This is a genomic window from Streptomyces sp. NBC_00525 (assembly GCF_036346595.1).
Classification (GTDB): domain Bacteria; phylum Actinomycetota; class Actinomycetes; order Streptomycetales; family Streptomycetaceae; genus Streptomyces.
Genome location: NZ_CP107834.1, coordinates 5,800,914 through 5,818,869, shown reverse-complemented (window position 1 = coordinate 5,818,869; position 17,956 = coordinate 5,800,914). Strand labels below are relative to the sequence as shown.

General features: G+C 73.9%; 19 protein-coding genes. 7 read left to right on the top strand and 12 right to left on the bottom strand.

The genetic code is table 11. The annotated features are described in order from the left end of the window. Positions 1–64: 64 nt before the first annotated feature. Complete coding sequence (locus OG710_RS25585; RefSeq protein WP_330241417.1) at positions 65–763, bottom strand: response regulator transcription factor; 699 nt, start codon at positions 761–763, stop codon at positions 65–67. After that, on the bottom strand, positions 760–1,980 hold the full coding sequence (locus tag OG710_RS25580) for a sensor histidine kinase (RefSeq protein WP_330241416.1): 1,221 nt from the start codon (positions 1,978–1,980) through the stop codon (positions 760–762). Before OG710_RS25580 ends, OG710_RS25585 begins: the two co-directional genes overlap by 4 nt. A gap of 146 nt (positions 1,981–2,126) precedes the next feature. On the opposite strand from OG710_RS25580, the gene OG710_RS25575 reads away from it, so the two are divergent. Further along, positions 2,127–2,330 (top strand): hypothetical protein, encoded by a 204-nt coding sequence (locus OG710_RS25575; RefSeq protein ID WP_330241415.1) that lies wholly within the window; start codon positions 2,127–2,129, stop codon positions 2,328–2,330. On the opposite strand, the gene OG710_RS25570 is transcribed toward OG710_RS25575, so the two are convergent. Beyond that, complete coding sequence (locus OG710_RS25570; protein WP_330242342.1) at positions 2,320–3,258, bottom strand: DMT family transporter; 939 nt, start codon at positions 3,256–3,258, stop codon at positions 2,320–2,322. The genes OG710_RS25575 and OG710_RS25570 overlap by 11 nt on opposite strands. 187 nt (positions 3,259–3,445) lie before the next feature. Here OG710_RS25570 and OG710_RS25565 point away from each other — a divergent pair, with 187 nt between their 5' ends. Beyond that, positions 3,446–4,276, top strand: a complete 831-nt coding sequence (locus tag OG710_RS25565; RefSeq protein ID WP_330241414.1) for an aldo/keto reductase — start codon at positions 3,446–3,448, stop codon at positions 4,274–4,276. A 31-nt stretch (positions 4,277–4,307) separates the two neighbouring features. On the opposite strand, the gene alc is transcribed toward OG710_RS25565, so the two are convergent. Both alc and allB read right to left on the bottom strand, forming a co-directional pair. After that, positions 4,308–5,423, bottom strand: a complete 1,116-nt coding sequence (gene alc, locus OG710_RS25560; RefSeq protein WP_330241413.1) for an allantoicase — start codon at positions 5,421–5,423, stop codon at positions 4,308–4,310. Continuing rightward, positions 5,420–6,769 (bottom strand): allantoinase AllB, encoded by a 1,350-nt coding sequence (gene allB, locus OG710_RS25555; RefSeq protein WP_330241412.1) that lies wholly within the window; start codon positions 6,767–6,769, stop codon positions 5,420–5,422. The genes alc and allB overlap by 4 nt, the downstream gene beginning before the upstream one ends. 329 nt (positions 6,770–7,098) lie before the next feature. Here allB and OG710_RS25550 point away from each other — a divergent pair, with 329 nt between their 5' ends. Then, positions 7,099–7,899: an IclR family transcriptional regulator gene (locus OG710_RS25550; protein WP_330241411.1), complete on the top strand. Its 801-nt coding sequence runs from the start codon at positions 7,099–7,101 to the stop codon at positions 7,897–7,899. 74 nt (positions 7,900–7,973) lie between these two features. Here OG710_RS25550 and OG710_RS25545 read toward each other — a convergent pair whose 3' ends face one another. Further along, a complete protein-coding gene (locus tag OG710_RS25545; RefSeq protein WP_330241410.1) occupies positions 7,974–8,657 on the bottom strand; it encodes an ABC transporter ATP-binding protein in 684 nt (227 codons plus the stop codon). Further along, positions 8,654–9,754: an ABC transporter permease gene (locus OG710_RS25540; protein ID WP_330241409.1), complete on the bottom strand. Its 1,101-nt coding sequence runs from the start codon at positions 9,752–9,754 to the stop codon at positions 8,654–8,656. Before OG710_RS25540 ends, OG710_RS25545 begins: the two co-directional genes overlap by 4 nt. Positions 9,755–9,862: 108 nt before the next feature. Between OG710_RS25540 and OG710_RS25535 the strand changes: the two genes are divergently transcribed. Both OG710_RS25535 and OG710_RS25530 read left to right on the top strand, forming a co-directional pair. After that, the gene (locus OG710_RS25535) at positions 9,863–11,065 is read left to right on the top strand and encodes a sensor histidine kinase (protein ID WP_330241408.1); all 1,203 of its coding nucleotides are present in this window, start codon (positions 9,863–9,865) and stop codon (positions 11,063–11,065) included. Next, positions 11,062–11,694 carry a response regulator transcription factor gene (locus OG710_RS25530; RefSeq protein WP_330241407.1) on the top strand — a complete coding sequence of 211 codons (633 nt, stop codon included), beginning with the start codon at positions 11,062–11,064 and terminating at the stop codon, positions 11,692–11,694. The genes OG710_RS25535 and OG710_RS25530 overlap by 4 nt, the downstream gene beginning before the upstream one ends. An 18-nt stretch (positions 11,695–11,712) precedes the next feature. Here OG710_RS25530 and OG710_RS25525 read toward each other — a convergent pair whose 3' ends face one another. Then, a complete protein-coding gene (locus tag OG710_RS25525) occupies positions 11,713–12,027 on the bottom strand; it encodes a DUF5955 family protein (protein ID WP_330241406.1) in 315 nt (104 codons plus the stop codon). Between the two features lie 181 nt (positions 12,028–12,208). Between OG710_RS25525 and OG710_RS25520 the strand changes: the two genes are divergently transcribed. Together OG710_RS25520 and aceB are read left to right on the top strand one after the other, a co-directional pair. Then, the gene (locus OG710_RS25520; RefSeq protein ID WP_330241405.1) at positions 12,209–12,814 is read left to right on the top strand and encodes a nucleotidyltransferase family protein; all 606 of its coding nucleotides are present in this window, start codon (positions 12,209–12,211) and stop codon (positions 12,812–12,814) included. 233 nt (positions 12,815–13,047) lie between these two features. Further along, positions 13,048–14,667 (top strand): malate synthase A, encoded by a 1,620-nt coding sequence (gene aceB / locus OG710_RS25515; RefSeq protein WP_330241404.1) that lies wholly within the window; start codon positions 13,048–13,050, stop codon positions 14,665–14,667. A gap of 92 nt (positions 14,668–14,759) precedes the next feature. Here aceB and OG710_RS25510 read toward each other — a convergent pair whose 3' ends face one another. The 4 genes from OG710_RS25510 to OG710_RS25495 all read right to left on the bottom strand — a co-directional run bounded on the left by OG710_RS25510 (position 14,760) and on the right by OG710_RS25495 (position 17,912). Next, positions 14,760–15,353: a PASTA domain-containing protein gene (locus OG710_RS25510; RefSeq protein ID WP_330241403.1), complete on the bottom strand. Its 594-nt coding sequence runs from the start codon at positions 15,351–15,353 to the stop codon at positions 14,760–14,762. Between the two features lie 152 nt (positions 15,354–15,505). Then, positions 15,506–16,402: a sucrase ferredoxin gene (locus OG710_RS25505; protein WP_330241402.1), complete on the bottom strand. Its 897-nt coding sequence runs from the start codon at positions 16,400–16,402 to the stop codon at positions 15,506–15,508. Next, the gene (locus OG710_RS25500; RefSeq protein ID WP_330241401.1) at positions 16,399–17,610 is read right to left on the bottom strand and encodes a cupin domain-containing protein; all 1,212 of its coding nucleotides are present in this window, start codon (positions 17,608–17,610) and stop codon (positions 16,399–16,401) included. The genes OG710_RS25505 and OG710_RS25500 overlap by 4 nt, the downstream gene beginning before the upstream one ends. Continuing rightward, positions 17,607–17,912: a hypothetical protein gene (locus OG710_RS25495; RefSeq protein ID WP_330241400.1), complete on the bottom strand. Its 306-nt coding sequence runs from the start codon at positions 17,910–17,912 to the stop codon at positions 17,607–17,609. The genes OG710_RS25500 and OG710_RS25495 overlap by 4 nt, the downstream gene beginning before the upstream one ends. Between the last annotated feature and the right edge of the window lie 44 nt (positions 17,913–17,956).

The following is a 17,956-nucleotide window of genomic DNA, read 5'->3' as shown; positions in this document are numbered from 1 at the left end:
TCGTCCCGGCCCGCAGGACCGGCCCGCCCAGCGTATGCCGCGAGGTCCGCCGGGGACGAGGGGTTCAGCCGGGACTCGATCGGTTCTCGTCGTCGAGCAGACCGGCGTCGTGGACCAGGAGGGCGATCTGGACGCGGTTGTTGAGGCCGAACTTGGCGAGGATGCGGGAGACCTGGGTCTTCACGGTGGCGACGCTGAGGTAGAGCGTGGTGGCGATCTCCGCGTTGGACAGGCCCTGTGCCACGGCGACGGCGACCTCGCGCTCCCGGCCGGCGAGGAGTGCGACGCGTTCGCGTGCCCGCGCGGCCCGGTCGGTGCGCTCGCCGTGGCCGTCGCCGGCCGCGCGGGCCATGAGCTGCCGGGTGACGGCGGGTGACAGGACCGGGTCGCCGGCCGCGACCCGGCGTACGGATTCGACGATCCGGGCGGGCGGGGTGTCCTTGAGTACGAAGCCGGCGGCCCCGGCGCGGATAGCGCGCAGGACCTGCTCGTCGGCGTGGAAGGTGGTCAGGACGACGATCTCGGGCGCGTCCGGGCGGGCGCGCAGCAGTTCGGTGGCGCTGAGTCCGTCCATGACCGGCATCCGGATGTCCATCAGGACCACGTCGGGCCGCAGCCGTTCGACGAGGGCGGCGGCCTCGCTGCCGTCGGCGCCCTCGCCGACGATGTCGATGTCGTCGGCGCCGCCGAGCATGAGGGCGAGCCCGGCCCGGACGAGCGGGTCGTCGTCGATGATGAGGAGGCGGACGGGCGTGGTGGTCATGGCGCCCACGGTAGCCAGGCGCGGACGGCGAACCCGCCGCCGGGTTCGGGTCCGTGGTCGAGCCGGCCCCCGGCGAGGGTGGCGCGTTCGGTGAGGCCGATGAGCCCCTGGCCGGAGCCGGGCACGCGGGCGAAGGGTTCGGCGGGGGCCGGGTTGGACACCTCGACGGTGATGCCGGGGCCGGGTCCGCCGCCGAGGGTGAGGGTGACCTCGGCGCCGGGCGCGTGCTTGCGGGCGTTGGTCAGCGCCTCCTGGGCGATGCGGTAGACGGTGCGTCCGGGGGCGGCGGGCACGGTGTCCGGGTCGGCGATGCGGTTGTCGAGGGTGACCTTCATGCCGGCCTGCCGGGATTCGGCGACCAGCGCGTCGAGGGTGGCGAGGGTGGGCTGGGGGCGGTTGCCGTCGGTGTCGCCGTCGCGGGGGCCGCGCAGGACGCCGATGATCTCGCGGAGGTCCTGGAGGGCCTCGTGCGCGCTGTCCCGGATGACCGCGGCGGCGCGGGCGACCTCGGGCGGGGGTGCGTCGGGCCGGAACTCCAGGGCGCCGGCGTGGACGCTGAGCAGGGTGAGCCGGTGGGCGAGCACGTCGTGCATCTCGCGGGCGATCTCCTCGCGGGCGAGCCGCTGGGCCTGTTCGGCGCGCAGGGCGGCCTCGGACTCGGCGCGGCGGGCGCGTTCTCTGAGGGAGACGACGAGCTGGCGGCGGGAGCGCACGATCATGCCCCAGCTGAGGACGAGCAGGACCAGCAGGAACCCGATGATGGTGGACGCGAGGAACGAGGTGCCGGGGTCGGGGCGCAGATACGGCTGGACGGGGGTGCTGGCGAGGGCCAGGGCGCCGACGAGGGCGACCGGGCGGAACGGCCGGTGGACGGCCAGGCTGAACAGGGCGACGAGCAGGGCGCCCGCCGCGACGGGTTCCACGGTGGCCAGCACGGTCAGGGTGACGGCGAGGGCGACCGGCCAGCGCCGCCGGACCCACAGGGCGCAGCAGGCGGCGGCGCCGACGAGGGAGTCGATCAGTACGAAGACGTCCGGGGTGGTGGGGTCGGCCTCGATCGTGGCGAGGGTGCCCAGGCCGATGCCGGCGGCGCACAGGAAGGCCGTGATGTCGACGACCCAGTCCCGTACGGTGCGGCGGGTCCGGCCGCCGTCGTCCGGCAGCTCGGGTCCGGCCATCGCCGAGGGCAGCAGCCAGGGGTACTCCGTACGCGTCATGCCGACCACGCTACGCAGGTGGGCGGCGGGTTCCGGGCGTTCGGGGCGCGGGAGCGACCGAAGTCGCGCGGGAGGATACTTTCGGACCCGGCGGGCAGACCGTCGGCCGACGCGGGGGCCGGTACGGGGCGGCCAGGCTGGCGGCCATGAAGAAACTCTGCGAGACGGTCGGCTTCCTGGTGTTCGTCCAGGGGGTCACGGGGCTGCTGCACGAATGGCTCGACTGGTTCCACTTCTTCAATGTGATCCTGCGGATTCCGTTCTTCGCCGAGCACTCCTTGTTCGTGTCCATTGTGCTGCTGGTGACGGGGACGGCGGTCATGGTCGCGTCGGACTCGATCAAGGAGTGAGGCCGGCGGTCGCGGCCCGGTCGGCGCCGCGCCGCCCCCAGGCCGTGCCGGCCAGGACCAGTACGGCGCCGGCCACCCCGGCGGCCCCCAGGCGCTCGCCGCCGATCGCGATGCCGACGGCGGCGGCCCACAGCGGCTCCGTACCGAGGAGCAGGCTGACCCGGGACGGCGAGGTGCGGCGTACGGACCACATCTGGACGAAGAACGCGAAGAGCGTGCAGAACACGGACAGGAAGAGCAGCCCGCACCACTCGCGCGCCCCGAACCCGGCGGCGACCGTCCAGGGCGCCCGGCCGGTGCCCGGCGCGGCGGCCAGCAGCGCGAAGACGGCGACCGCGCTGCCGAGCTGCACCGTGGTCAGGGAGAGCGAGTCCGCCGACCGCACCGCCTTGATCCGGGCCATGAGCAGGACGTGCAGGGTGCGGGCGAGGGCGGCGAGGAGCATCAGCAGGTCGCCGGCCGAGGGGGTGGTGAAGCCGCCGCCCTGGGTCAGCAGCACCACCCCGGCGACGGAGAGCCCGGCGGCGGCGAGGAAGGCCCCGGTCGGCCGGGTCCGGGTCACGGCGGCCTCGGCGAGCGGGGTGAAGATCATGGTGAGGCTGATGATGAGTCCGGCGTTGGTGGCCGAGGTGTGCACGATGCCGTAGGTCTCCAGCAGGAAGATCCCGCTCAGGACGAGGCCCAGCAGCCCGGCGCCCCGCCACTGCGCGGCCCGGAGCGCCCGCAGCCGGCGCCGTCCCGCGACCACCAGGACGGGCAGCACCACGGCGAACCGCAGGACGAGCACGGCGACGACGGTCTGCGCCGTGGTGATGCCCTTGGCAGCGAGATAGCTGGAGCCCCAGACCACGGCGACCAGCAGTACGGGCAGATCGGTGAGCCAGGCCCGGCGCGGCGGGGCGAGGGCGGGGGCGGCGACGGACGACACCTGGTACTCCGGATTCTCCACAGGGGTTGGTGTGGAGACGGCACCGGCTCTCACCTGGGGGCGGTCACGCTACCGGGTGCCCTGCCGCGAGGGCGAGCCCCTGCCCGTCCGCGCTGCCGGGCGCCATCGGCCCGCCTACGCTGGGCGGGGAGGCATGCCCGCGGCAGGACGACGAGAAGGGACGATCATGTCCGGTATCCCGGCGCACACCCTGAACGACGGCCGTACGATCCCGGCGGTGGGCCTCGGCACCTACCCGCTCGACGACGACGCGGCGGAGCGGGCCGTCGCCGGGGCGCTGGGCCTCGGCTACCGGCTGGTGGACACGGCGCTGAACTACGGCAACGAGACCGGTACGGGGCGCGGCGTCGCCCGCGGCGGGGTGCCCCGCGAGGAGGTCTTCGTCACGACCAAGGTGCCCGGCCGGCACCACGGCTACGACAAGACGCTGGCCTCGTTCGAGGAGTCGCGGAGCAACCTCGGCCTGGACTACGTGGACCTGTATCTCATCCACTGGCCGCTGCCGAAGGTGGGTCTGTACGTGGACACCTGGCGGGCGCTGATCAAGCTGCGCGAGGACGGGCTCGTCCGGTCGATCGGGGTCTCCAACTTCACCGCGGAGCATCTGGCGCGGCTGGAGGAGGAGACGGGGGTGGTGCCCGCCGTGAACCAGATCGAGTTGCATCCCCGGCTGCCGCAGGAGGAGTTGCGGGCGGTGCACGCGGCGAAGGGGATCGTCACGCAGAGCTGGAGTCCGCTGGGGCGCGGCCGCGATCTGCTGGCCGACCCGGATGTGGTGGCGGTGGCCGGGGCGCACGGGGTGACTCCGGGGCAGGCCGTGCTGCGCTGGCACACCCAGCTCGGTTCCGTGCCGATCCCGAAGTCGGCCGATCCGGGGCGGCAGCGGGAGAACCTGGACCTGTTCGGGTTCGAGCTGACGCCGGAGGAGCTGGGCCGGATCTCCAACGGCCGCCGGGAGCGGTTCGGCGGGGACCCCGAGGAGCACGAGGAGTTCTGAGCGTCCCCGGGGTTCCGGGCCGGCCGGGCCGTCAGCCGCCGAGTGCGGTGTGGCGGGCGGCCAGCCGGGCCGCGCCGCGTGCGGTGAGGGAGCCGAGGAGACGCAGCCGGGAGATGCCGCCGTCCGGGTAGATGTCGATGCGGACCTGGTCGGCGCGGACGGCCTCCGGCAGGACGAAGCGGTGGTTGGTGTCGGGCTGGAGCCGGGTGCGGGGCAGGAACTCGGACCATGCGCCGCTGTCGGCGTCGCGGGCGGTCAGCCGGGCCCAGCCGGCGGCGTTGCCCTTGAGGCAGGCGGTGTCGATCTCGACGGCGCGGATGTCCGCCTCTTCGGCGAGGTGGTAGTGGATCCAGTCGTTGCCCCGGTCGCGGCGGCGCCGGGTCTCCCAGCCGTCGTCCATCTTGCGGGAGCGGCCGGGCTGGATGGTGTGGGTGGCCGGTGAGTAGAAGCGGTCGGAGGCGTCGGCGACCCGGCCGCCGTTCTCCAGGGCGACGACGTCGAAGGTGCCGAGCGCCGCGAGCCAGGCGGGGTCGGGGGCGACCTCGCCGTACACCCTCAGCCGGGCGATCCCGCCGTCCGGGTGCTGAGCGAGCCGCAGATGGGTGAAGCGCCGCTCGGCGTCCACGGCGAATCCGTTGGCCGCGTGGCCGCCGATCTCGGTACGGGTCACGAGCGTCGTCCACGTCACGCCGGGGTCGAGCAGTTCCGCGGGGGACGGCGTGCCGGGCAGCGAGACGGCCGCCACGGAGACGGCTTGCGGGTAGTTGCCGCGGAAGTGGGCGGTGTCCACGACGAGGCCGCGCACGACGCCGGGGGCGCCGAGGCGGATGAGCGCCCAGTCGTGGTCGTCGTCGGCCGGATGCGGTTCGCCGGCGCTCGCGCCGCGCCGGCGGCGGGTCTCCCAGCCGTCCATGATCTTGCCCTTGTGGCCGAAGCGCTCCGGGTCGAAGCGGGCGGGCTCCGGCCTGAGCAGGTTCTCGCGCTCGGCGAAGAACTCGTCGTTGGCGGCGATGACGGCCGCGCCGAGGCGGCGGTCGGCGAGGTCGACGAGGTGGGTGAAGGGGAGGTCGGCGCTGCGGTGGTCGGCGTACGGGTCGCCGCCGCCGTACGGGTTCGCGTCGCCGGTGAAGTGCGTGATCGCCGTCATGCTCGGGTCTCCCTCGTCCGGAGGCGGCCGGTGGGTTCGGTGAGGACGCCGTCGTGGGCGATGCGGGTGCCGCGCAGCCAGGTGGAGCGCACCACGCCGTGCAGGGTGCGTCCGGCGTAGGCGGTGACCCGGTTGCGGTGGAAGAGTTCGGCCGGGTCGACGGTGAAGGCGGCTTCGGGGGCCAGCACCGCGAAGTCGGCGTCGCGGCCGGCCTCGATGGCGCCCTTGCGGTGCAGCCCGGCGAGGGCGGCGGGGGCGGTGGACATCCAGCGGGCGACGTCGTCCAGGGTGTGGCCCCGGCGGCGGGCCTCGGTCCAGATGGCGGGGAGCCCGAGCTGGAGGGAGGAGATGCCGCCCCAGGCGGAGGCGAAGTCCGGGGTCTTGAGGTCGGTGGTGCAGGGCGAGTGGTCGGAGACGACGCAGTCGATGGTGCCGTCGGCGAGCCCCTGCCACAGCGCGTCCTGGTTGGCGGCCTCGCGGATGGGCGGGCAGCACTTGAACTCGGTGGCCCCGTCCGGGACTTCCTCGGCGGTGAGGGTGAGGAAGTGCGGGCAGGTCTCGACGGTGAGCCGGACGCCCTCGCGCCGGGCGGCGGCGATGGTGGCCAGCGCGTCGCCGGAGGACAGGTGCAGGACGTGGACGCGGGCGTCCAGTCGGCGGGCGTGCGCGATCAGGCCCTCGATGGCGGTGTTCTCGGCGTCGCGCGGCCGGGAGGCGAGGAAGTCGGCGTAGGCGGGGCCGCTTCGCTGCGGGGCGGACGCCAGGTGGTGGGGGTCCTCGGCGTGCACGATGAGCAGTCCGCCGAAGCCGGCGATCTCGGCCATGGACCGGGCCAGTTGCTCCTGGTCCAGCTCGGGGAACTCCTCGACGCCGGAGGGCGAGAGGAAGCACTTGAAGCCGAAGACCCCGGCCTCGTACAGCGGGCGCAGGTCCTTGACGTTGGTGGGGACGGCGCCGCCCCAGAAGCCGGTGTCCACATGCACCTTGGGTTCGGCGACGCGCTGCTTGACGCGCAGGTGCTCGACCGTGGTGGTGGGCGGCAGGGAGTTGAGGGGCATGTCGAGCAGGGTGGTGATGCCGCCGGCCGCGGCGGCGCGGGTGGCGGTCCAGAAGCCCTCCCACTCGGTGCGGCCGGGGTCGTTCACATGGACGTGGGTGTCCACCAGACCGGGCAGCAGGGCGTCGTCACCGAGGTCCTCGACGCGGGCGCCGGCCGGTGCCCCGGCGTCGTACGGGAGGACGGCTTCGATGGTCTCGCCGCTGACGGCCACCGACGCGGGCCGGGTTCCCTCGGGGGTGACGACGCGCGTCGAGCGCAGCAGCAGCTTCACGTCCGGACCGGGCACCCGTGCTCCTCACTTCGCATGTCCAACAAACTGTCTTTCAACGAACTGTTGAAGGAGTCTTCACTCGGGAGGGCGCCCCGTCAAGACCTCTTCCCCGTACCGCGGGCGCCCGGCGGCCCCCTCTGGACGTTTCCACAAAGTAAAAGGTCAATTTCGGAGTGCGGAACGTAGAATGAGCCAGGCGCGGTGCGGCCGGGCCGTCGCACGACCTGCGGACACCCGGACGGACGGGCGCTGACCGGCGACGACGGCCCCTGGCCGGCCCAGGTCCCGCCGGCCGGGCCCGGTAGGCTGCTGCCTTGCTCCTCCGCTTCGAAAGGACCGTTGACGTGCCGCCGTCCCACGCCAGCACTTCCGACTCCAAGCCCGCCGGTTCCAGCGGTGGTGTGCAGTCCCTTGAGCGCGCCTTCGACCTGCTGGAGCGGATGGCCGACGCGGGGGGCGAGGTCGGCCTGAGCGAGCTGTCCGCGAGCAGCGGACTCCCCCTGCCCACGATCCACCGTCTGATGCGCACGCTGGTGCTGTGCGGTTACGTACGCCAGCAGCCCAACCGGCGTTACGCGCTCGGCCCCCGGCTGATCCGCCTCGGCGAGTCCGCCTCGCGGCTGCTTGGCACCTGGGCCCGCCCGTATCTGGCCCGGCTGGTCGAGGAGACCGGCGAGACCGCCAACATGGCGCTGCTCGACGGCGACGAGATCGTGTACGTGGCGCAGGTGCCGTCCAAGCACTCGATGCGCATGTTCACCGAGGTCGGCCGCCGGGTGCTGCCGCACTCCACCGGGGTCGGCAAGGCGCTGCTGGCGCACACCCCGGCGGACGAGGTGCGCGCGCTGCTGGCCCGTACGGGCATGCCGGCCGCCACCGACAAGACGATCACCACCCCGGACGGCTTCCTGGAGGCGCTGGACCAGGTCCGCAGGATGGGCTACGCGGTCGACGACAACGAGCAGGAGATAGGGGTGCGCTGTCTGGCGGTCTCGGTGCCCGACTCCCCCACCTCCGCCGCGATCTCGATCTCCGGCCCGGCCGGCCGGGTCACCGAGGCGGCCACCGAGCGGATCGTGCCCATACTCCAGCAGGCCGCGAAGGACCTGTCGGAGGCGCTGGCCGGCAGCGGCACGGCCGGCTGAGGCGGAGCACGGCGGGCGGGCCCGGACCCTTCGGAGGGTCCGGGCCCGTTCGCGTCACACCGGGCCCGTTCGCGTCACACCGGGGCCGGGGCGGCCGTGAGCCGGCCGTCCGTCATGGTGACCGTGCGGTCCGCGCGGTCCAGGTGGGCGCGGTCGTGGGTGACCAGGACCGTCGCCGTGGAGCGCTGCCGGGTCAGCGTGACCAGCAGGTCGAGAACGGCCGCGCCGCGCTCATGGTCCAGTGCGCTGGTCGGCTCGTCCACCAGCAGCAGGGCCGGCTCGTTCATCAGGGCGCGGGCGATGTTGACCCGCTGGCGCTGACCGCCGGAGAGCTGGTGGGGCCTGCGGCCCGCCTGCCCGGCGAGGCCGACCGCGTCGAGCAGGTCGAGCGCGCGGGCACGGGCGGCCCCGGCCCGGCCGCCGGAGAGATGCGTCATGACCTGGAGCTGTTCGACGGCGGTCAGCGAGGGCAGCAGATTGGGCTGCTGGAAGACGATGCCGACCCGCTCCCGGCGCAGCGCCGCCTGCTCGGCGCGCCCCAGCCCCGTGGTGTCCGTACCGGCGACGAGGACCGTGCCCGAGTCCGGGGCGACCAGCGTCGCGGCCACCGCGAGCAGGCTGGACTTGCCGGAGCCGGACGGTCCGACGACGGCGGTGAGGGTGCCGGCGGGCACGTCGAGCGCGACGCGGTCCAGGGCGGTGAGGCGGCCGTCGCCGTCCGGGTAGGTGAGGGTGACATCGGTGAGCGTGAGGGTCATCGGGCACTCCCGAGCGCGGTGAGCGGGTCGACGGCGGTGATCCGCCGGATGGACAGGGCCGCCCCGGCGGCGCCGAGGACGATGGTCACGGCGGCCGGCACGAGGACCGTCGCCGCGTCCAGGACGAACGGCACGCTGCCGCCCGCGACCAGGACACCGATGCCGGAGGCGAGGGCGGTGCCCAGGCCCGTGCCGAGGACGAGCATCACGACGGCCTGTCCGAGCGCGTCCCTGAGCAGATACGGGGTGGAGGCGCCCAGCGCCTTGAGCACGGCGACGTCGCCGCTGCGCTGGATCGTCCAGACGGTGAAGAACGCGCCGATGACCAGGGCGGAGATGACGAAGAGGAAGCCGCGCATCAGCTGGAGCGAGCCGTTCTCGGCCTGGTAGGAGCCGATCGCGGTGAGGGAGTCCGCCAGGGTGAGGGTCCGGGTGCCCGCCGCCCGGTCGCCGGCGGCCGTGTCGGCGGCGCCGGTGAGGGTCAGGGCGATCACGGTGGCGCGGGCGTCCCCGTTCCCGGCGCGCCGCCAGTCGGCGAGGTCGGTCCAGACGACCGGGGTGTGGCTGTACGAGGCGTCGCCGGCGACGGCGGCCACGGTGACCTCCCGGCCGCCGAGCCGCAGCCGGTCCCCGGCGCGCACGTCCAGCTCGTCGGCTCCGCCGCGCGAGAGGACGACCTCGCCGGGGGCGACCTCCGTGCCGAGCGGGGCCAGTCCGCTGCCGGGCTCGACACCGAACGCGGAGACGGCGGCCGTGCGCTCCCCCGTACCGGGCATGCGCTCCCCCGTACCGGCGGTGGCGTTCAGGGTGCGGATGCCGAGCGGCTCCGCGGACGTCACGCCCGGCTGCCGGGCCCAGGCCCGTACCGCGTCCTCGCCGACCGAGGAGTCGGTGAAGGACACCGAGCGGCCGTCCGGCGGGGCGGCGAACGCCAGCCGGTCGGCGTTCAGCCCGGTGACGGCCGAGGTGTTCTCACGGGCCAGCCCCGCGGTGAGCCCGGACAGCAGACCGACCAGCAGGGTGATCAGCACGACGACCGTGCCCATGAGCGCGAAGCGGCCCTTGGCGAACCGTAGATCTCTCCATGCGACGAACATGCCCCCAGCCTTGTTCTCCGGAGCCCGCCGGGCATCGCCCCCGCGCTGGTGACGACATCAACCTTTCGATTGACCGGCTCCGGGCGGGACGCGCCTACGCTGGATTCAATGGAAACGCGTGTCCACCCTCCCGTCGCCGCCGCGCTGCGGCTGTGTCTGCACGGTCTGCTGCTGGGCCTGCTGGCGCTCACCGCCGTCAAGGCCGCCGGGGACGGCGGTCCCCGCACGGGTGCGGTGATCGCGACCGCCGGGGTGCTGGGCGCGGTGTACGTGACCGGCGCCGCGGTCCGGTCCGTGCAGCCGGGGACCCGCGCGGGCGCGGGCTGGCTGGCGGTGCTGGGGCTGCTGTGGGCGGTGCTGCTGGTGCTGTCGCCGGACGCGCTGTGGGTGGCCTTCCCGCTCTACTTCCTCCAGCTGCATCTGCTGCCGACGCACTGGAGCCTGCCCGCCGTCGCGGCGACGGCCGGCGCGGCCATCGCGGGCTTCCTGCTGCACGGGCAGGCGGTCACGCCGGGCACGTTCATCGGCCCGCTGCTGGGCGCGGCCGTCGCCGTGGCCACGGTCCTCGGGTACGAGGCGCTGTTCCGGGAGAGCGAGCGGCGCCGCCGGCTCATCGAGGAGCTGGTCGCCACCCGTGCGGAGCTGGCCGAGGCGGAGCGCACCGCGGGCACCCTGGCGGAGCGGGAGCGGCTGGCCCGCGAGATCCACGACACCCTGGCCCAGGGCCTGTCCAGCATCCAGCTGCTGCTGCGCGCCGCCGAGCGGGCCCTGCCCGACGACGCCCCGGCCGCCGCCCATGTGCACCGGGCGCGCGAGGCGGCGCAGGACAACCTCGCCGAGGCCCGCCGCTTCGTCCGCGCCCTGACCCCGCCGGACCTGGAGAACGGTTCGCTGGCGGCCGCCCTGGAACGGCTCACGGCCCGTACCGCCGCGCCGGGGCTCACGGTGCAGTTCGCGGTGAGCGGCACCCCGGTCGAACTGCCCACGCCGTACGAGGTGGCGCTGCTGCGGACCGCGCAGTCGGCGCTCGCGAACACCGTGCGGCACGCCGGGGCGCGGCGGGCGGAGATCACGCTGAGCTTCATGGACACCTCGGTGTCGCTGGACGTGGTGGACGACGGACGCGGCTTCGCGCAGGACGAGCCGGCGGCGACCTCCCCGGAGTCGGGCGGGTTCGGGCTGCCGGCGATGCGTTCGCGGGCCCGGTCGCTGGGCGGCACGCTGAGCGTGGAGTCGGCGCCCGGCCAGGGCACCGCCGTCGCGCTGACGCTGCCGCTGCCGGTGGGCCGGGCGGGGCGGGAGGCGGCATGAGCGCGCCGGTCAGGCTGCTGCTCGCCGACGACCATCCGGTGGTGCGGGCCGGGCTGCGGGCGGTCCTGGACACCGAGCCGGACTTCCGGGTCGTGGCGGAGGCCGCCACCGCCGAGGAGGCGGTCGCCCGTGCCGCGGCGGGCGGGCTCGACGTGGTGCTCATGGACCTGCAGTTCGGGTCCGGGATGCACGGCGCGCAGGCCACCGCCGCGATCACGGCGGCGCCGGACGCGCCGCGCGTGCTGATCCTGACGACGTACGACAGCGACGCGGACATCCTGGCGGCGGTGGAGGCGGGGGCGGCGGGCTATCTGCTGAAGGACGCGCCGCCCGAGGAGCTGGCGGCCGCGGTCCGTACGGCGGCGGCGGGCCGTTCCGCGCTGGCCCTGGCCGTCGCGCACCGGCTGATGGACCGGATGCGCACGCCCGCCCAGGCGCTCACCAAGCGCGAGCTGGAGGTGCTGCGGCTGGTCGGCGACGGCCTGTCCAACGCGGAGATCAGCAAGCGGCTGTTCCTCAGCCAGGCGACCGTGAAGTCCCATCTGGTGCACATCTACGCCAAGCTCGGCGTGGATTCGCGCACGGCGGCGGTCGCGGCGGCGACGGCCCGCAGGCTGATCCGCCGCTGATCCGTCACCGGTCGCCGGTCAGCGGCGCGGCGGCTCGCCGAAGAGGTCGACGGCGACGCGTACGTCCCGCAGCGCCGACGCCAGCGCGCTCACCGAGCCGATCGCCCCCGCGACCAGCAGCAGCGAGCGGCGCAGCCGGGGGATCTCCGGCACCCCGCTGAGCGCCATGGCGGCCAGCGCGGCGAGTTCGTCCTCGGCGATGGCGCGGTCGGGGAACTGTCCGGGATGCCCGGCCAGGGCCCGCCGCAGCCGGGAGACCGCGGTGCGCAGCTCCGTCACCCTGGGGTCCTCACCGCTGCCGGCCACCCGTTCCTGCCCGACGCTCTTCAACAAAGCTCCCCCTCGCACGTCCTCGTGCCGGTGTTCCGACCGCTCCCCAAACCTGGTCAAGTGTCCGGGGGTGCGGGCAAGTTAACGCCATAAAAGGTACCGGGCGCCACTCCGCGCGCCTCATGCACGCCGTACGGGTGGGCGGCGCGGGCGTGAACGGCGGGCGTGGGGTATCCAGAGCGGTATGACAAGTGAACGCGTCTCGCCCGTCGTCGCCGGACTGCTGCTCGCCGCAGGGGGCGGGCGGAGGCTCGGTGGACGCCCGAAAGCCCTGCTGGGACACCGTGGACGCCCGCTCGTGGAGCATGCGGTGCGGGTGCTGCGGGAGGGCGGCTGCGGTCCGGTGCACGTGGTGCTGGGCGCGGCGGCCGACGAGGTGCGGGCGCGGGCGGATCTGGCCGGCTGCACGGTCTCCGTCAACACGGAGTGGACCTCCGGGATGGGTTCCTCGCTGCGGGCGGGGCTCGGCGCGCTCGCGGGGACGGGAGCGGACGCGGCGCTGGTGCTGCTGGTCGACCAGCCGGGGATCGGCGGGCGGGCGGTGGCGCGGGTGCGGGCGGCCTGCCGGGACCGGACGAGCCTGGTAGCGGCCTCGTACGGGGGTGAGCGCGGGCATCCGGTGCTGTTCGGGGCGGACCGGTGGGCGGACGTCGCGGCCGGGGCGGTGGGCGATCAGGGGGCGCGGGCGTATCTGCGGGCGCACCGCGACGCGCTGGCGCTCGTCGAGTGCGGCGATGTGGCACAGGCGTACGACATCGACACTCCGGCGGACCTCTCGCACCTGGAGTGAGCCCCCTGGGACGCTGCGCCGACGCCCCGGCAGTTCTGTCGAGCCGGAGAATCTCGACATCAACAAAACATTGAACTTCCACCATGAGGAAACTACTATCCACTGACCAGAAGCCCTCTGCACCTCAGACGGCGGCCTCAGCCGTATCCCGGAGCCCCGGCACGCCGTGCCGAATCGGGCGGCCCGGCGGCCGTGGACGCCGTCCGCACCGCCCGCTGAAGGAGTGACAGCTCATGTCCGCACCAGCGCCGTCCCCGCTGGCCATCGTCGATGCCGAGCCCCTGCCCCGGCAGGACGAGGTCCTCACCCCCGCGGCCCTCGCGTTCGTGGCCGAGCTGCACCGCCGGTTCACGCCCCGGCGCGACGAGCTGCTCGCGCGCCGCGCAGAGCGCCGGGCGGAGATCGCCCGCACCTCCACGCTGGACTTCCTCCCGGAGACGGCGGCGATCCGTGCGGACGACTCCTGGAAGGTCGCCCCGGCCCCGGCCGCGCTGAACGACCGCCGGGTGGAGATCACCGGTCCCACCGACCGCAAGATGACCATCAACGCCCTGAACTCGGGCGCGCGGGTCTGGCTCGCCGACTTCGAGGACGCCTCCGCCCCCACCTGGGAGAACGTCGTCCTCGGCCAGCTCAACCTGATGGACGCCTACAACCGCTCCATCGACTTCACCGACCCGAGGTCCGGCAAGGCGTACGCGCTGAAGCCGGCCGACGAGCTGGCGACCGTCGTCACCCGCCCGCGCGGCTGGCACCTGGACGAGCGCCACCTCCGGCTGGACGGCACCCCGGTGCCCGGTGCCCTCGTCGACTTCGGCCTCTACTTCTTCCACAACGCCCAGCGCCTCATCGACCTCGGCAAGGGCCCGTACTTCTACCTGCCCAAGACGGAGTCGCACCTGGAGGCCCGCCTCTGGAACGACATCTTCGTCTTCGCGCAGGACGAGCTGGGCATTCCGCAGGGCACCGTCCGGGCCACGGTCCTGATCGAGACCATCACCGCCGCGTACGAGATGGAGGAGATCCTCTACGAGCTGCGCGACCACGCCTCCGGGCTGAACGCGGGCCGCTGGGACTACCTGTTCTCCATCGTGAAGAACTTCCGCGACGGCGGGGCCAAGTTCGTCCTGCCGGACCGCAACGCGGTGACGATGACCGCCCCGTTCATGCGGGCGTACACCGAACTCCTCGTCCGCACCTGCCACAAGCGCGGCGCCCACGCCATCGGCGGCATGGCGGCCTTCATCCCGTCCCGCCGGGACGCCGAGGTCAACAAGGTCGCGTTCGAGAAGGTCAAGGCCGACAAGGACCGCGAGGCCGACGACGGCTTCGACGGCTCCTGGGTCGCCCACCCCGACCTGGTCCCGATCGCCATGGCCTCCTTCGACGCGGTCCTGGGCGACAAGCCGAACCAGAAGGACCGGCTGCGCGAGGACGTCTCGGTGGCGGCGGGCGATCTGATCGCCGTCGACACGCTGGACGCCAGGCCCACCTACGACGGCCTGCGCAACGCGGTCGCCGTCGGCATCCGCTACATCGAGGCGTGGCTGCGGGGCATGGGCGCGGTCGCCATCTTCAACCTGATGGAGGACGCGGCCACCGCCGAGATCTCCCGCTCGCAGATCTGGCAGTGGATCAACGCGGACGTGGTCTTCGAGAACGGCGAGCACGCCACGGCCGAACTGGCCCGGAGGGTCGCCGCCGAGGAACTGGCCGCGATCCGCGCCGAGACCGGCGAGGAGGCATTCGCCGCCGGCCAGTGGCAGCAGGCCCACGATCTGCTGCTCCAGGTCGCGCTCGACGAGGACTACGCGGACTTCCTGACCCTCCCCGCCTACGAACGCCTGCGCTGACCCCCGTACGCTCCCCCGCCCCGGCGCCGCATGACGCCGGGGCGGCAGTGCGTCGGGGCGGCAGTGCGTCGGGGTTGAGGATGTCGTGCGTTTCAGACCGCCGGGCACTTTCCTATCGCCACGGACAGTTTGACGTTTTCCGAGGCATCGTACAATTCGCCGGGTTTCGGGCTCTGGCTGCAAATTTCTCCGTGCACCCGGGGGATTTCCTGCTGATCGACGATGCCGGGGCTTCCGTAGAACACATCGATGAACCGGCTGTTGTAGCCCTTCTTCAGCAGCCGGTCGTAGGATTCTTCGAAATCCTTCCCCACAAGATCCGGTGTCCTGGGGGTCGGGACATGGGCATTCCAGTGCGTTGGGCACTTCTCCCCGCGCGGGACAGCACCGAAATCAACGGAGTCCGGATCGGCTCCTTCTCTCGTCAGGCAAGCCCTCCACAGTTCCGCGTGCTGCAGATCCACTGTTCGGCCGAGGTCCGTCGCATCTCGGACGGAGATGCCGAGGTTCTTGTCGGCGGCTTCCTTCATTTTGACGGGCAGGCTGTCCGGAGGCAGGGGCGCGGACGCGGGTTCACTTCGTGCGGCTGAGGCCGTGCCGTCGGACGTGTCGTTCGAGCAGCCTGCACTCAAGGCGATAACTGCCAATATCGCAGGTATGCCCCTGCCGAGCGATTTCAGTTTCATGACCCGCTTTCCCGTTGCCTTGCGCCGCGCAGCAGCCGCACCGACGATTCCTCGGTGGGTGCAAAACGTACCGCCTGGGGTGGACGGGCTCAACGTCGCGCGGATCGGCGGGAGGTGACGGGCCTTCACCGGTCCTGCGGCAGGCCGGCGCTTCAGACGGTGCGGATCGAGACGACCTTGTGGACCAGGGCCGTGCTCGCTGCCGGGCCGTTGCAGGTCAGGCGGTGGGGTGGCGCGTGGTGCGTGGTGACTTCGATGTCGTACGCCGCGGAGCGCGGTGCGGGGCCGGTGACGCGGATCAGCCAGTGCGGGCCCGCCCGTGAGGTGCCGGTGACCGTGTAGGCGTGCCGGCCGGCCGGGCCGTGGCGGGCGAGCAGCGCGGCGACGGCGGCCTGCTGGGCCGGGAAGAGGTCGGTGTAGCCGCGCAGATGTCCGGCGTGGACCCGGTCCGCGAGGTGCTGCCCGACCACGTCGACCGACGAGGCCCCGTCCAGGCCGCCGTAGTAGACGCCGTCGGGCGCGACGAGCACATTGGCGGCGAACCGGTCGCCGCCCACATGCGTGCACTCCCACACCGGATCGGGCCACCGCTCGCTCAGCGCGGCGGCGACCGGGCGGCCGCGCAGCGCGCAGCAGGTGTCGTGCCGGCCGTGGACGCAGACGAGGACGACGGGCGGCAGGCCCGGCTCCCCCGGTGCGCCGAGCGCGTCGGCGGCGCGGGCCAGGTCCTCGTCGCGCTCCCAGGTCCCCCACCGCTGGCGGTGCCGGCCGGTGGCGTCGTACCGCAGGACGGCCCAGCGCCGGGGTCCGGGGTCGCCCGTGCGGCGGCCGTGGCGCCGGATCAGGAGGATGCGGGCCCGTACGGCGCTCGCCGCCTCGAAGAGGAGGGCCTTGGCCACGGGGTCGAGGGGGAGGCCGTCGTAGCCGTTGGCCGGCCAGGGCCCCTGGTGCTCGACCAGCACCCAGACGAGCCCGTACGGGGCGGTGCCCGGCAGCGCGTCACCCCGCGCACGGGCGTCGTCGGCGCAGAAGAAGCGTTCCGCCGTCACGCGGCCGCCGGTACGAGGACGCCAGCGCGCAGCAGCCTCCCCGCGCAGGCGAGGCCGAGGTCGCCCGCGGTGCGCACCTCGCCGGAGAGCAGCCGGCGCAGGGCCGGGATGTCGGTCTCCGGGAAGTCCAGCCACCCCACCCGGCTGATCAGGCGGCGGCCGTCGAGGCGGGCTTCGAGGGCGCCCCGGAGCCGGACCGGGGTGCCGGGGCCGAGCCGCCGCAGGGCGGCGAGCTGGGCGAGGGGTCCCAGCGGTGCGGGCCGGGCCTCGGCGCGCCGGGTGCGGTGCAGGCGGGGGGCCGGGTCGGTGGCGGCGAGGGCGGCGGCGAGGCGTTCGCGCACCGGGGCGATCTCCTCGTCGGCGCGGTCCGCGCCCAGCGGCAGGGAGGCGCGGGCCCAGGGGTCCTCGCGCAGTTCGGCGAGGGCGGCGCGCATCAGCTGTTCGGCCAGGGCGTAGCGGGTCCACGCGTGGACGCCGAGGGTGAGGTGGATCGCCACCTCACCCTGGGCCTCGGCGGCGTGCAGCCAGCCGCGCGGCAGGTAGAGGACGTCGCCGGGGGCGAGAACGGTGTCGAGGTGGGGTTCGCCGCGCGCGGCCTCGGTGACGGTTTTGCGGTGGTCGGTCCAGGGCTGGTCGCGCAGCGGGTCGGGGTGCACGGGCGGGTGCACGGTCCAGCGCTTGGTGCCCTCGATCTGGAGTACGAAGACGTCGTGGACGTCGTAGTGGGCGTCGAAGCCCCGGTTCTGCGGCGGGGTGACGTAGGCGTTGGCCTGGACCGGGTGGCCGAGTTCGGCGGCGAGCGCGGCGGTGAACGCGCCGATGGGGGCCCAGGTGCGCTGGAGGGCCTGGAGGACGAGGGTGGCGCCGTCCGCGAACTCCCGCCACAGCGCGGTGTCGTCCGCCTGGTCGCCGATGGTGGCGCCCACCCCGGCAGGCGAGGTGAACGAGGCGTCGGGGAGCGTGGTGCCGTTCTTGGCGACGCGGAGGAACGGCGTACGCAGTCCGCGCCGCGAGAGGAGTTCGTCGACGGCGCCGGCCGAGAAGAGGTCGGAGAAGTCGCCGGCCCGGCGGCTGAGCAGCGGGGTCCGGGACCAGATGTCACGGGCGAACGCCTCCCGGTCGAGGCCGGGTGTCAGACGCGACTCCAGGACCCCTGGGTCCGCCGTCGCGGTCCGGGGGTCCCGGATGCCGGGCGGGGACGTACTCAAGAACCGCTGCCGGAGGCGCCGCCGTCCGCACCGCCATCCGCCCCACCGTCGGCCCCACCGTCCGCACCGCCGTCCGCACCGCCGTCGTGGACACCCGGCGTACCGGCCGCGCCCCCGTCCGCAGGGCCTTCCGCGCCGCCGTCGGCACCGCCGTCGTGGACACCCGGCGTACCGGCCGCGCCCCCGTCCGCGGGGCCTTCGGCGCCGCCGTCCGCTCCGCCGTCGTGGACACCGGGCGTGCCCGCGGCACCGCCGTCCGCGGGGCCTTCCTGCTGGTTCGGGTCCTGCTCGGGGTTGGTCATGGTTCCTCCCGCGCATCGAACAGCTGGGTCCGGGCCGCGTACCG

Bases quoted from the DNA above. Each gene is read 5' to 3' on its own strand.
- OG710_RS25580 (WP_330241416.1), bottom strand. From the start codon at position 1,980: ATGACGCGTACGGAGTACCCCTGGCTGCTGCCCTCGGCGATGGCCGGA.
- OG710_RS25575 (WP_330241415.1), top strand. From the start codon at position 2,127: ATGAAGAAACTCTGCGAGACGGTCGGCTTCCTGGTGTTCGTCCAGGGG.
- OG710_RS25530 (WP_330241407.1), top strand. From the start codon at position 11,062: ATGAGCGCGCCGGTCAGGCTGCTGCTCGCCGACGACCATCCGGTGGTG.
- OG710_RS25535 (WP_330241408.1), top strand. From the start codon at position 9,863: ATGGAAACGCGTGTCCACCCTCCCGTCGCCGCCGCGCTGCGGCTGTGT.
- OG710_RS25565 (WP_330241414.1), top strand. From the start codon at position 3,446: ATGTCCGGTATCCCGGCGCACACCCTGAACGACGGCCGTACGATCCCG.
- OG710_RS25545 (WP_330241410.1), bottom strand. From the start codon at position 8,657: ATGACCCTCACGCTCACCGATGTCACCCTCACCTACCCGGACGGCGAC.
- OG710_RS25540 (WP_330241409.1), bottom strand. From the start codon at position 9,754: ATGTTCGTCGCATGGAGAGATCTACGGTTCGCCAAGGGCCGCTTCGCG.
- OG710_RS25510 (WP_330241403.1), bottom strand. From the start codon at position 15,353: ATGAAACTGAAATCGCTCGGCAGGGGCATACCTGCGATATTGGCAGTT.
- alc (WP_330241413.1), bottom strand. From the start codon at position 5,423: ATGACGGCGATCACGCACTTCACCGGCGACGCGAACCCGTACGGCGGC.
- OG710_RS25520 (WP_330241405.1), top strand. From the start codon at position 12,209: ATGACAAGTGAACGCGTCTCGCCCGTCGTCGCCGGACTGCTGCTCGCC.
- aceB (WP_330241404.1), top strand. From the start codon at position 13,048: ATGTCCGCACCAGCGCCGTCCCCGCTGGCCATCGTCGATGCCGAGCCC.
- OG710_RS25495 (WP_330241400.1), bottom strand. From the start codon at position 17,912: ATGACCAACCCCGAGCAGGACCCGAACCAGCAGGAAGGCCCCGCGGAC.
- OG710_RS25585 (WP_330241417.1), bottom strand. From the start codon at position 763: ATGACCACCACGCCCGTCCGCCTCCTCATCATCGACGACGACCCGCTC.